The 13,324-nt window shown below is 34.6% G+C and carries 14 protein-coding genes; 3 read left to right on the top strand and 11 right to left on the bottom strand.

Annotation, left to right across the window (positions count from 1 at the left end):
* Together NTU89_02775 and NTU89_02770 are read right to left on the bottom strand one after the other, a co-directional pair.
* A partial coding sequence (locus NTU89_02775) for a hypothetical protein (protein MCX5923468.1) occupies window positions 1-599 on the bottom strand: 599 nt, incomplete at its 3' end.
* A gap of 15 nt (window positions 600-614) precedes the next feature.
* Window positions 615-1,829: an APC family permease gene (locus tag NTU89_02770; GenBank protein ID MCX5923467.1), complete on the bottom strand. Its 1,215-nt coding sequence runs from the start codon at window positions 1,827-1,829 to the stop codon at window positions 615-617.
* Window positions 1,830-1,950: 121 nt separating this feature from the next.
* Here NTU89_02770 and NTU89_02765 point away from each other — a divergent pair, with 121 nt between their 5' ends.
* The gene (locus NTU89_02765; protein MCX5923466.1) at window positions 1,951-2,259 is read left to right on the top strand and encodes a hypothetical protein; all 309 of its coding nucleotides are present in this window, start codon (window positions 1,951-1,953) and stop codon (window positions 2,257-2,259) included.
* A 42-nt stretch (window positions 2,260-2,301) separates the two neighbouring features.
* On the opposite strand, the gene gltX is transcribed toward NTU89_02765, so the two are convergent.
* The gene (gene gltX / locus NTU89_02760) at window positions 2,302-3,717 is read right to left on the bottom strand and encodes a glutamate--tRNA ligase (GenBank protein MCX5923465.1); all 1,416 of its coding nucleotides are present in this window, start codon (window positions 3,715-3,717) and stop codon (window positions 2,302-2,304) included.
* Window positions 3,718-3,936: 219 nt separating this feature from the next.
* On the opposite strand from gltX, the gene NTU89_02755 reads away from it, so the two are divergent.
* Window positions 3,937-4,383, top strand: a complete 447-nt coding sequence (locus tag NTU89_02755; protein ID MCX5923464.1) for an EVE domain-containing protein — start codon at window positions 3,937-3,939, stop codon at window positions 4,381-4,383.
* Between the two features lies 1 nt (window position 4,384).
* Here the strand turns inward: NTU89_02755 and NTU89_02750 are convergent, their stop codons facing one another.
* On the bottom strand, window positions 4,385-4,906 hold the full coding sequence (locus NTU89_02750) for a hypothetical protein (protein MCX5923463.1): 522 nt from the start codon (window positions 4,904-4,906) through the stop codon (window positions 4,385-4,387).
* Between the two features lie 125 nt (window positions 4,907-5,031).
* On the opposite strand from NTU89_02750, the gene NTU89_02745 reads away from it, so the two are divergent.
* The gene (locus tag NTU89_02745; protein MCX5923462.1) at window positions 5,032-5,742 is read left to right on the top strand and encodes a pseudouridine synthase; all 711 of its coding nucleotides are present in this window, start codon (window positions 5,032-5,034) and stop codon (window positions 5,740-5,742) included.
* Here NTU89_02745 and NTU89_02740 read toward each other — a convergent pair.
* The 7 genes from NTU89_02740 to NTU89_02710 are packed head-to-tail and all read right to left on the bottom strand — an operon-like array spanning window position 5,723 to window position 13,154.
* Window positions 5,723-6,490, bottom strand: coding sequence for a hypothetical protein (locus NTU89_02740; protein ID MCX5923461.1), 768 nt, complete (start codon window positions 6,488-6,490; stop codon window positions 5,723-5,725). The genes NTU89_02745 and NTU89_02740 overlap by 20 nt on opposite strands.
* A gap of 17 nt (window positions 6,491-6,507) precedes the next feature.
* Complete coding sequence (locus tag NTU89_02735) at window positions 6,508-6,975, bottom strand: MepB family protein (protein MCX5923460.1); 468 nt, start codon at window positions 6,973-6,975, stop codon at window positions 6,508-6,510.
* A 22-nt stretch (window positions 6,976-6,997) separates the two neighbouring features.
* Window positions 6,998-8,326 carry an amino acid carrier protein gene (locus tag NTU89_02730; GenBank protein ID MCX5923459.1) on the bottom strand — a complete coding sequence of 443 codons (1,329 nt, stop codon included), beginning with the start codon at window positions 8,324-8,326 and terminating at the stop codon, window positions 6,998-7,000.
* A 23-nt stretch (window positions 8,327-8,349) separates the two neighbouring features.
* Window positions 8,350-10,131 (bottom strand): BatD family protein, encoded by a 1,782-nt coding sequence (locus NTU89_02725; protein ID MCX5923458.1) that lies wholly within the window; start codon window positions 10,129-10,131, stop codon window positions 8,350-8,352.
* Window positions 10,112-11,116 (bottom strand): hypothetical protein, encoded by a 1,005-nt coding sequence (locus NTU89_02720; protein MCX5923457.1) that lies wholly within the window; start codon window positions 11,114-11,116, stop codon window positions 10,112-10,114. Before NTU89_02720 ends, NTU89_02725 begins: the two co-directional genes overlap by 20 nt.
* The gene (locus tag NTU89_02715) at window positions 11,113-12,123 is read right to left on the bottom strand and encodes a VWA domain-containing protein (protein MCX5923456.1); all 1,011 of its coding nucleotides are present in this window, start codon (window positions 12,121-12,123) and stop codon (window positions 11,113-11,115) included. The genes NTU89_02720 and NTU89_02715 overlap by 4 nt, the downstream gene beginning before the upstream one ends.
* Window positions 12,124-12,152: 29 nt before the next feature.
* Entirely contained in the window at window positions 12,153-13,154 is a 1,002-nt protein-coding gene (locus tag NTU89_02710) for a VWA domain-containing protein (GenBank protein MCX5923455.1), read from the bottom strand.
* Window positions 13,155-13,324 lie beyond the last annotated feature (170 nt).

The raw sequence follows: 13,324 nt of genomic DNA, 5'->3' as shown, positions 1-13,324 counted from the left end.
GGGTTTGTAACAGGTCCTGTTGTAGATGATGAAAAAATTAAAGGATCTGTTTGGACTAAGCATGGACCTGGAAGTGGGTCAGCAGGAGTGCAAGAAGCATACCCAGCTAGGTTCAAAGCTATTTTTTCTAGGCAATCAGGAAGATCAAAATCTACAATTGACGCTGCTGTGATATCTGCAACATCTCCGGTATCAACTCCTCCTGCCCAAATATTTTTTCCATTGTTTGGATTTTTTCCTAAAAATAGACCCATTGGATACATAGTTCCACGAAAGTCACCCATCTCAAAACCATTTTGTGGGGCTCCGCATTCTGAACCGTAGGTTTCGCAGCCATTGTATCCACGAGCGGTTACGGCTGCTTGTACAAAACCGGTTAAGTTAATTCCAAACATCCGATTTTTGTTTGGTTTTTCATCTTTGTATCGAGCTTGTAAAAGGTCTAAAAAGTGGCTGTTTGGTGGCATCATACAATCATTTGCAGAAAAGATTGGAGATGGGTCCCAAAATTGCAAAGTGGTTAAATTGCTGTAAATATCAGATACACAGCAAAAATTGAATGCGATTATAAAATATAAGAATGTGCGTTTTGTGATCATATGAGCTCATCCTTTTTAACGTAAGCACGTTATAAGATTTTTTACGAGTTCTTCTACCGCTACGGCAAAAATAATTATTGCGCAAATCAGGCCAATTAAAGTTAAATAATTTTGTCCTGATTTCCATTCATTTTTTAATGTGAGGAGTGGAATAATTGATGTGATAAGTGCAAAAATTATTGCTACCGCTGTTAAACTAAAAAACATATCTAAGTTTGAAAGGCTTAAAAAAGCTATCAAAATAATAAGCCCTGCAATGAGCACGCAAGTTTTGTGGCCAATTTTATTGTGAGCAATTGCTATTTTAAGGAACGAAATATTTAAAACTTTAAAATATGACATCATGAGTGCGCTCGAAGACCAGATCATTGCATGAATGGTTCCCATGATAGCAAAAAGAATTGATATTCCAACAGACTGGGTCAGAATAGTTTGATTTGGAAATAAATAATTTAAAATTTGAGGAATCGTAATTTTTGGGTTGAGGACAAAAAGTTCTTGTGGTATTGCAAGAAGCATTGATGATATGAAAACAAAATAAATAATTCCAACATAAATAATGGTGTATCGAAGAGCAGAAGGTACATTTTTTTCAGGATTTTCTACGATGCTATAAAGTGATGCGATACTTTCAAATCCAAAAAGTCCAAAGATTGCAACTTTCGTTCCAGTTACGATACTCATTGGGCCACCAGGCATAAAAGGAGAAAGGTTTGCCAGGTCTATTTTTGTCAAACAAAGAAGCGTGGTTACAATTAATGGATATAGGGTTAATGCAATTAAAATGTATTGACCAGCCTTTGAAAGAATCATGCCAACCATGTTTAACGCTACTAAAGAGACAAGGACTAAAAGTCCAAGTGTCGTAGCAGAGTAGTCAGGAATCATATTGTGCATATAAATTCCACAAATAGTGCATAAAAGCCCCATTGCAATTAAAAGACCGATTAAATATGCGCCAGCAGAAATAACGCCAAGTGTATGACCGCCCCATTGTTTGGAGTAGTGGTAAAATGAACCTTCTTGTGGATATAGATATGCAACACGAGCAAAGGATTGTGCAATAAACCATACGGCTGATATTGCAAAAAGATATGTTAAAATTCCAGCAGGGCCAACTTGTGATCCAAGAAATGATGTGATGCTAAAAATACCAGCGCCAATCATAGCATTCATGCCGATGATGATAGCAGTTTTGATGCCTATTTTTTCTGTGTTACCTTGGGCCATGCCTTTTCCTTTGTTTAAAAACTTACTTGAGACTCTACAAATTTAAGTCAACATGGTAAGGTTATAACATTCTTTTATGCTACAAACAAGTTTTAAACCAAGATTTTAAAAAAGATATTATATGAAAGATCCTATGGGCTTATCGCCACATTTATCATCAGATGACACGAAGGTTGAGCCAGAGAATTTATTCTCGCTATATTTTCAAGCGCATGTAAAAAAAGAATTATGCTGGATGGTTAGCTCAACATTAAAATATGTTGATCATGTTGCATTTGATCGCACTCTTGATAAAGATGAGAGCTTATTTGAGTTCTTTGTCTCACCCGATTGTGAAGATGATTTTTTAGATATGATGGATAAGCTGGCCAAAAGAGGCGTTATTTTAACATTAAAAAATTTGCCCAATCGGTTGATTCCAAGGGATTAATTCTAGTCACCTGATATCAATTTCATGGGCAATAAAGTTATTTTATTTTTGTAGTCGATCAAAAAATTCTTGAGCGCCAAGGCATATAAAAAGATCATTCATTTGCATGCCTTTTGGGTTACCCGTAAGCAATGTTCGAATCAGGCTAAACATTTCTTTATCGGTAATGCCAGCTGCTTTTACTTTTGGTTTTATGTTTGCCAAAAACAGATCCCAGCTTGAAGTAGCAGGTTCTTCTTTTAAAATTATGCACAGTTTTTCAAAGTTTTCGTTGTTGATAAATTCAGCAACTGTCTCATGTGTGACGATAGGTTTTTCAAAATAAAACTTTAAAAGATCTACAGAGTCAACAAGTGTGTGCATATCGTTTTGGATAAATTTAATGAGAGCGGTTAAGCTTTGCTCAGAAATATTTGATAAATCGTAGGATTTGCAGAGAAATGGTTTACATAGATTTACTAGCTTTTGTGTGTCATAAGCAGCAATCCATTTGTGGTTCATCCATTTTAATTTTTCGACATCATATCGAATTTGGCTTGCGCCATGAAGATGATCAAATTTAAAAATTTGCGTTAATTCTTCCAGAGATAGAATTTCTTTTTCAAAAGATGCGCCCAAAATTCCTAAATAATTGCATACGGTTTCGGGCAAAAACCCTTGGTTTTCAACATCGTCTAAAGAAAAACCTTTATCGCGCTTTGAAAGCTTTTTGCCTTCCTGGTTGCAAAGAATTGGCAGATGCCAAAAAACAGGAGTTGGGTAGTTTAAAGCTTGGTACAAAACAGCCTGGCTGACGGTGTTTGATAGATGTTCTTCACCGCGAAATACGTGCGTCATTTCCATTTCACAATCATCTATGCAGTTTGCAAATATGAAAGTAAATGTTCCATCTTCTCGAGTGAGTGGAAAGTCTGAAAAATGTTGTAAGTCAAATTCTAAAACGCCACGCGCCATATCTTTAAAAGATATTTTTTTTGAGCTATCAACTTTCATACGCCAGATGAATGGAGATTTAGATTCGATTTTTTGTTTGATTTGTTCAACTGATAATTTTAAGCAGGTGCCTTCGTAGCGAGGTGGCTTTTTCATAGCAATTTGTCTATTTCTGCGTATTTCTAACTCTTCAGGGCTGCAAAAACATTGATAGATAAAATTATTTTCATGTAGTTTTTCCAGATGTTTTTTATAAAAGCTTGAGCGCTGGGATTGAAAGTAAGGGCCAAAATCACCACCCACTTCTGGACCTTCGCTGTACTCGATGCCCAGCCATTTTAGATGCCGTGTTATGTGCTGTGTACCATCTTGGATGTTGCGTTGTTGATCGGTATCTTCAATGCGAAGAGCAAATGTTCCATTGTTTTGTTTGGCAAAAAGATAGTTCAGGAGCGCAGCTCTGACGTTGCCGATGTGCATAATTCCTGTTGGAGAAGGGGCGAATCTTGTTCTTACTGGTTTCATAATTCAATACATTTCGTAATTAAATAGAATTTAATGATGGGCTGATATTAAAAATTTCATACTTTGAGCATATCAGAATTTATATGATTGTTGAAATCGATTGTTCGATCAGTCTGGATGCCGTTTTTAAATTTTTTCTTTTTCTCGTGAAATAAAAAAACATAAAATTATTGCTTTTCGAGAACTGTTCTTTTTAGGTTAATAAAAAAGGAGAGAGTAATGACGCGTCGTTATTGGGTGTCTCAGGCTGCCCAGGAACATGTATTTATCGTTAAAGAAAAGGGCTACACTCAGGCAAACATGGGCTCTCGAGATGGAATTGACAAGATGAGCATTGGTGATTGGATCTTGTATTATTCGCCAACTGTCTATTTTGCACAAGAAGAGCCAATATGCCAGAATTTTACAGGGATTGCTTGTGTTTCTGATGGCCTAGTCTACCCACAAAGCAATTTGTATCCAGATCTCTGGCGACGAAAAGTTGAATTTTTTCATTGCAACCCACACCATCCAAAAGATTTTATAAATAAAGTTGAATTCTTGCCAGAGTCAGAAAATTGGCAAGATGTTTTTTTACAAGAACTTTTTGAGATTCAAAGAAATGATTTTGCTCATATTGCTGACAAGATCATCATTCCGCAGGATCATATAGTTTTGCTTTATTAATTTACAAAATTAACCATAAAAACGCCCAGCAGGTCAGCGATATGAGTATCATTGACATTCCATAGCGATCAGAAACGGCATGGTGGTCATCGCAATTGAGAAGCGGCGAGACAAAATGGTGTGCAAAAAGCGCGCTGAGCATAGCTATGGTAAAGCTTAGGCTGTTGTAAAAAACAGAATTAGAAAGGCTCATAAGGCTTCCATGGGTAAGCATTGCGCTATGAATGTCAAAAAATTCAGATCTGCCCATCCATCTAATAATGCATTCATATAGGGCCATGACCAGGGTGGTTAGCAGGGCAGCTACCCCTAGGCTGCGTGATAGCTCGATTGCGATATCTTGTCTGATTTGTGCGATATTTCTTTTGTGGCAAAGCAAAAAGAATAGATAAGAGGCTGAAAAGGCGAGGAAAAACCATAAAAACATAATCTTGATGAAATTGAAGAAATTGAGCAGTAATACCTGTTTGACGACCATAAGCCAACATTGAAACAATGAAAAGATAATTCTACCGATAACCATGCGCTTTATCCCTTGTATTTTTGACTCTTTTTACTACTTAACTTATACTATTAATATACTATTTTTTTCTACTGAGCCATTTTTTCTATAATATTTTTCTATAAATCGAAAACAAGTTAAAATTTATGCCTACAAAATTAAGCAAATTTCTGGCCCAGTCTGGGCACTGTTCACGTCGTAAAGCTACTGAGCTTATCAAAGAAGGCGTGGTTAAAGTTAATGGAAAAACGGTCTATGAGCCATTTCATGAGCTTGCAGATGATGATTCGGTAAAAGTTAACAACAAGCGTGTTCTTGCAGCAAAAAAATTATACTTTTTGTTTAACAAGCCAACAGACCTTTTATGTACCTTGGCTGACACAAAAGATAGGCCTACCGTTGCGGAATACTTTAGAAACATTCCAGAACGTTTGTATCCAGTTGGACGACTTGATAGAAATACAACAGGTCTTTTGGTTATGACCAATGATGGTGACTTAACTCAAAAGCTTGCTCATCCAAAATTTAACATTTCAAAAACATATCAAGTTACGACCCATAAGCCTGTAACCCAAGAACACCTTGATCGCCTTTTAAAGGGTATCAGACTTGAAGACGGTTTTATGCAGGTTGATAGCGCAAAATATGTATCTCCAAAAGCAAGAGATGTCATTTCGATTTCTATTCATAGTGGCAAAAAACATGTTATTAAGCGTTTGTTTAAAGAGCTTAGATATTTTGTTGAAAAGCTTGATAGAACGAATTTTGCAGGTCTTACAAAAAGAAACCTGAGCCTTGGTTCTTATAGGCCCTTGACGGAAAAAGAAATTATCAAACTTAAAGCTGATATGGCTTAAGCTTTAAAGATTTTTCATTTTGATATTGAGGCATTGTTTCAAGTATATTGGAGCAGTGCCTTAATTTTTTGATAATCAATTCTGTGCAGGTAATGTTTGTAGCATTCTTCTCTAAAAAATCTATATCATTTTTCATTTCAATGACAGCTTGTTCTATCGGTCCTGGATCATTGTAATTTGCGCAAGAGTGCGGCTGTGAGTTTTGTAGTTTTTGTGTGTAACCAAGCATGATGCGTTGCTCTAATGGTTTAATTTTATATCCTAAGAATCTATTTTTTATTAAATAATTTTGTTTTAAAATTATAGACATCACTGCTATTTCTGATGACCATGCTGATAATTCATTGATAATTTGAAGCATGCCTGGCGAATTATTTTTTTTATATCGTTCACTCATTAAAAATTGATAATCTTTAGCATCCTTAAGATAATTTATTAATTCTTGATGATTACTGTTGCTATCAAGAAACAATTGAAGCTTTGACTGATTTGTTATCGTTGATATTTTGCCAAAAGTATTATGATACTTCTGAATTCTATTTTTTATATGAGCTATCTTGAATTCATCAGTTCTTCTTGCGTCTCGCTCATTCAAGTAATTTACTATTTTCATACTACCTGTGATCATTAATGCATAAAGACTTGTATACGCTAAAAGATCTCTATCATCTTTATCAATACTTTTTATAGTTTTGCATGGAGCTAACAAAGTAAATAAATATAAAAATAAGAAAGTTTTTGTATTCATTTTTTGAAAAACCTTTTTTAGGAATTATTGCTAATTTCATAAAAGTATTTTAATTGCCAGGATTGTGTTCTAATAGCCTGCTTATTATCAGTCTTGTCCCATGATGGATATACACGGATTGCTCGTTTGCCGCCAATATGATTTTTTGACATTATGTCATGTTCGATTAGAACTGACTTTGGAAATATAAATTGTCCAAATTTGTCACCATCTCTAACACTAACAATAAATAAATCTATAGAGTCTGATTCATCAAATGGCGCAATTGGACCAGCTTGTGATCTTTTCCAAAAAGTAACAAATTGACCTACTTTTGTAGGTGTAATTTTTGCTATGCGAAACGCAGCTTTTTTATTTTGTATCGTAAATTGACATGCGCCATACTCTTTGCTTTCAGGCTCTTGGACTATGTTGCTGCAAGATGAGTCAAAATGCTTTAAAAAGAATTTTTGTGCTTGTAGAAAATCTTGATCTAGTTTTACCATAGAAGCTTTCGTTTAGCGTATTTTACTGTTTGTGATGTCTTACATCAAAGATAATCTCATTTCTCAAAAAGAAGAGTCCGTATAAATTGCATATTAAAAGCAAAACTCCAACAATTGACATGACAGATAAGCATTGAGCCAATGTTCCTAAAAATGAGAAAATCAAAAATAGCATAGTTGCAAGAACGATATAAATATTTGCGCCATATTTTGGGAAAAGTATTGTTGCTGATCTTCGTCCTGCCGCAAAAAAAGCAATAAGTGTTGAATATCCTAAAAGGAAAATAAATAGAGGCCAAATAATATTTACATAAGGGAAATACATAGAAAGAGCAGCTGGAACAGTTGCAGTTTCATGAAGGCCAGCATGCCATTTATCTGTGACGAGAATTAAAAATAAGCTCATGGTGCAAACTAAAAAAGAATCTAAAAAGATATCAACTATGCCTAAAGCTGCTTGCTTTGCAGGGATAGATTCTTTTGTTTCTGCGTGCATTGTTGATGCGTATCCTACGCCAATATCACCTGTGTAGCAAGCTCTTCGCACACCATGGGTAATAGAAAGCATAATGCTGTTGCCTGCAAAAGCTCCAATTGCAGCGTGTGGTGTAAAAGCATGAGTGAAAATTGAAGCCAGCATAGTTGGAATGTAAGATAAGTTATTTATAAGAACCCACATGCCCATGCCAATGTAAGCAGCTAAAAAGAATGGAATAATGACGGAGCAAAGCTTTCCAACTATTCGTACGCCGCCTTTTCCTACGCCAACAACTAAAAATAATAAGACAGGAATAACGATTGATGGATTTAAATCCCAGCCTTCAACGACGGTGTGTGTTACCACTCTGAAAATATAGATTTCAATTCCATATAAGCACATTAAAACAGCTGCAAATTTTGACCAGAAAGCTCCTCCTGGAACATGACGTAAATAAATCATTGGTCCGCCGGTGTAACTATTTTCGTTGTTTTTGATTCTGAATTTTACACCTAAATATATTTCACCGTACTTGACAAGCATGCCCATGAGAGCTGCGACCCACATCCAAAATACAGCACCAGGACCACCTACTTGCACGGCGATACATACGCTGACTAAGTTTCCAATTCCGATAGCACCACCAACAGAAGCAAAAAAAGCTTGAATTGGAGCTACGCCTCGAACAGAATCATCCTGTTTTTGCATCGCAAAGCCTTTAAATATTTTAAAGACATGTGGCGCTTGGCGAATTTGAAAGAATTTTGATTTGTACGAAAGATAGAAACCAACAATCATAAGTCCTGGCGCACCGATGTATAGCCAGAAAATATTATCAACAATATCAAGGATGTTAAAAATTTGGTCAATCATACAAATCCAATTTAAAAAAACACTTATGAGATAATACTTTTATCAGCGTAGCTTCTTTTTTGTAGTTTGCAACAAGAAAGCAAGACGAAAAACCAGTACTGAGCATGAACAAAAATCTCTTCTCTTTCTTCTTTTGTGCTTTTTTTGCCTGCAAAGTTTACAGAAAGCATCTGATTTAAAAAGTGTTGCCATTTTTGAAATGAATCTTCGGGTAGTTTAAGCTTGGTAAAGCAATCAGATAGTTGCTGGCCTTGTAGGTCTAAGCTATGATTTCGTTCAAGCTTTATCAATAATTGATGTAGCTTTTGTATATTGTTTTGTTTTTGGCAAATATAAAAGAGATATCGATAATTCAGGGAGTTGATCCAAAATGAGTTGCGTATTGATTTGCCAAACAATGAAAAAATGATTGATGTCGCTGCCATAATTATAGCAAGAAATAGTAGTAAAAAGATAAACCAGGCGAGCATTTTATGTATTGTTGAAACAGTTGTTGATCTTTGGCTTTGCGCATCAAAAGAATTATTGATAGTTGCAATTTCATTTTCTTTGAACGAATATTTATTCTTGTTTTTTATATCCGTTGCAGGATTTTGGATTGATTGATCATCATTCTGGATAGCTTTTTTTGCAGAGCCATTATCTGTGATTTTTAGAAAGGATTGTGTAGATGTTAAGGTTTTATAAGTTTGATTGATAGGATCAAAGTAACTAAATTTTTGTGTATCAATGGAGAAGTTTCCGGCTTTATCTGCTTGTATAATCCATTCAAATTTTTTACGAGATAGAGTGCTATTTATTCTTTCTATTGAGCTGTTTCCTTCATAGTGATGCAATCCATCAGGAAGGTTAAGCATTGGAGCTTTTACGACTTCAAGGTTTCCATCGCCTTGGACTATCATTGTTGCAACAATTCCTTCTCCAACGTTACCTTTTGTTTGCTGAACAGAGAAAGAAAAATTATCAAAATTTCCAATCGCAGACACATCTTTATATTTTTGATTTACCGGTAAGGCGGTTACTTCAATTGATCGAGGGCTTGATTGAACAGCTCGTTGCATTTGCAGGCCAAATCCGAGTTGGTAATTCATTGAAGGAACAAAAGCGGCTTGAAACATAGGAATGGCAAGTAATCCTGTCTTTTCCGGGAACAGTTCTATGGTAACTTGTTCATATTTATATTCCACGTCATTTATTTTTGTTGAGCCTTTTTCTGTTGTTGGTGAAACAAATCCGCGATGAAAATTATTAATTATTGAGTCCATAAAAGATAAATTAGAGAATTCGTCTTTATACAAAAATCTAAGAAAAACATTTATTTTTTGGCCAATGTATGCAGTTTTTGAATCAATTATTGTTTGTAATAGATATGGCTGCTCTCGATTGTTTACCGGAACAATTGTTGAGTCTCCAACGACAACAGTTAGTTTTTCTGATGAGATTTTTTCACCATGTTTATCTTTTATTGTTATAGGCCCGAAAGTAAAAGTCCCCTTTTTTTCAGGTGTCACAATATATGAAAAGGTTGTTTGGTTGTTTTGTTTTCCGTTAACGCTTACAAACGATTGTTGCGTGTTGTATGGGGTGACTGAAAAAAATTCAAACTCAGGAATTTCTTTTGGTTCTTGAGCTCTATCAAATTGAGAGCAGGCGATGTCTAAAAAAAATGGAACACCAGCTTCAACTTGCTGAGCTGGATTTTTTTGCATGTCATAGATACTTAATTTTACCTGCTTATCTTGTCCAAGAATGGTAAAAGTATAAAAACAAAGAAATAAAAATAAGTTACCAGTTTTTTTGTCCATGTTTTGCAGCTCCATGTTTTGAAACATTCATTTTTAACAATTGTTTTTGGATATGATCTTCATGATCTTTCATTTTTTGCATTAAACTTGCGCTTGTTTTATTTAACCGGTCGTCTTTGTCATCAGGATTAACAAGCTCTGCTAATTCATCATTTAAAGACTCTTCTTGTGTAGATTCTTCTTCTTTTAGCGTATCATTTTTAGGGTCATCTTTTTTTTCTTGAGATTTTTTTAAGGAATCATCTTGTTTTTCTTTTTGCTGTTTGGACTTTTCAAGTTGATCTGCGCTTTGCTCTTTTGTTTTATTTTGATCGCTATTTTGATCTTTTTGATCCCTGTCTTTTTGATTTTGTTCTTCTTTTTCTTTTTCCTGTTTTGTTTTTTCTTGCTCTTTTTTATCGTCTAATTTGTCAGAGTTTTGGTCTTTAGAGTCTTGATCTTTTGAGTCATCATTATTAGATTTTTCATTTTTTTTATCTGATTTTTGATCTTTTGAATCAGAGTCTTTATTTTGATCATCATTTTTATTTTGATCGTTGTTTTGCTCTTTTTTCTGCTCGAGCATTTTTTTAACCACTTCTATATTTTGTTTTGCCCGATCATTTTTTTGATTAATTGCTAAAACTTGTTGATATGATTTTAAAGACTCTTGAAGTTTATTGAGTCCAACCAGCGTATTTCCTTGATTAAAAAAAGCCTGTTCTTGCAATTGGCTATTTTTTTGAGCATGCTTTGCGGCTCTCGTAAAATAGTTTAAAGCAGTATCATGTTTCATTTGTTTTAAAGATGTTAAGCCTAGATTGTAGTTTGTTTCAGGGTCGTATGGATTTTTTTCAAGAATCTTAGAATAGTGCACTTGAGCACCTTGAAAGTCATTTGTATGGTATGCAGCATTTGCTAGGAACTTCCATGCGTTGTCTGTAATCATCGATGCATTCATAGAGTTTGCCACAAAAAGCATCATGAGGAGAATAAAGTTTTTCATAATAACCACTCGAGTAAAAAGCATAAAAAGCTTATGGCGATAAAATATGGATACTGTTCTTGGTATCTTTCTACGGACCTTTCTCCCAGAGAATCGGTTTCAAACAAAGAAACATTTTTAATGAATTCTTTGATGTCACTATCATTTTTAGTGGCAAGAATGTATTTCCCGCCGGTCTGCTGAGCCAAGTTTTTTAGAATTCCTTCATTTAACTTAGACATAATGATCGCGCCTTTGTCATCTTTTTCAAATCCTTTTCGCTTTCCTTTTTCATCAATAATTGGAATTGGCGCTCCGTGTGTTGTTCCTATTCCAAAGGTAAAAATAGCAATGCCTTCTTTTGCAGCCTTATCTTTTACCTCAACCAGATTTGTTGAAAAATCTTCTCCATCGGTAAATAAACATAAAAGCTTGGTCTTTTTGGTTGGCATTGATTCAAAAATATTCATTGCTTGAAGCAATGCGCCATCAATTGTTGTTGTTCCAGAAGAGATCATTTCTACGTCTAAGCCATCAAGGAACATAAAAAACGCACCATAATCAGTAGTTAAAGGACATTGTAAAACAGATTCTCCTGAAAAAAGAATAAGTCCAACTCGTTCGCAAGATAAATTGTATAATAATTTTTTTATTTTTTTCTTTGCAAATTCTAACCTGTTTGGCTTTAAGTCTTGTGCAAGCATACTTCTTGAAATATCTACGGCAATTAAAAGATCGCGCCCAGTTTGTGCAACTTGCTCCTCTTTTTTATTCCATTGTGGCCTAAGAAGGGCAATCATTAAAAAGCAAAAACCGAGCATAAACAAAGAAGCTTTTAGAAATAATTTAAAAAATGAAGCGTTGAGAATTAATAAATTACGCCACTTTTTTACCGTAAGTTTATTAATTGATTTTTGTGTTTTGATAAATCGAACAAACAAGCATAAAAAAACAAAGAAGCATAAAGATAAAGCAATTGTTTTATTTTGTACGCCTGCAAAATGAATCATGTTTAAATATTGTAACATTTTAAAACATCCTAGATTTGTAAACTGTTTTAGATAATGAACCAAATCCATGTTGCCATGAATAATTCTATGCAAGTAAGAGTTATTATCCACCATAAAATAGGCATAAAATAATCATGATATTTATTGTAGATTTCTGTTTCGTATGATCTTTTTTCTAACTTGTCGATAGTTTCGTAAATGGTTTTTAAATCCTTTGGTTTTTTTGCTTCAAAGAATTGACCATTGGTTTCTTTTGCTATTTTTTTGAGAAGCTCTTTGTTGAGTGGAGCTCGTACTCGGTATGCTCCAAAAATAGGATCCGTGTTAAATCCTCCTTCGTCGCCTCCAATTCCAATGGTGTAAATTTTTACGCCAATCTCTTTTGCTATTTGCAGCGCATCTTTTGGGTCAAGATCGCCAGGAGAAGGTTCTCCATCCGTTAGCAGTACTATTATTTTACTCTTTGATTTAGAGGCTTGCAGTCTTCTAACTGAAGTTACCAGTCCTTGAGAAAGCATTGTTGCTTGGGCCATGTCTTGACTTGGTTGGCCGATTTCTAATTTAGAAATGATGTCGTTTAAAATGTTTTTATCAAGGGTTAATGGACACCGAGCTATTGCATAGCGACCAAAGATAACCAATCCAATTGCGTCATTTTGTCGCTTTTCAATAAAGTTTAAGGCTTCTGCTTTTGCAACTTCTAGTCGCGATCTTCGATCATTTTGATCATCAAAGCAGTTCATGCTGCCAGAAACATCTAGGGCTAAAACAATATCGATTCCTTCAACTGTGATTTTAGATTTTAAGTCAACAAATTGTGGTTTTCCTATTAAAATTGCCATTAAAATAAGGCTTGTCGTGCGAATTACAAAAAAGAATTTTGTTGGAAGAAATGATGCTTGAAGGTTTTTCTTTTTTAAAAAAGAAGTCAGAGGATATAGAAATATGGTTGGGTTATACCATATATAACGTAGTGCAATAACTCCAAGTAGGATTATAAGGCTTGTAAGGCATGCTTTAGGATAAGCAAATTGAAAAAAAGTAGTCACGAATCAATCCTTTAACGCTTCACCATAGCTATTTAAATTTTGTCCTAAAGTATCATAAATAAAATAAAATATTAAGCCTGAGATTTGACTTATCAAGCAAAATCCTTTATCTATACAAATATCTATACAAATTAAATGGTCTTGGCGCAAATCAATTTTTCTTCACTTTT

This window comes from Candidatus Dependentiae bacterium, assembly GCA_026389065.1.
Taxonomy (GTDB): Bacteria; Babelota; Babeliae; order Babelales; family Chromulinivoraceae; genus JACPFN01.
The sequence above is the reverse complement of the archived record's forward strand: the minus strand, read 5'-3'. Positions and strand labels throughout refer to the sequence as shown.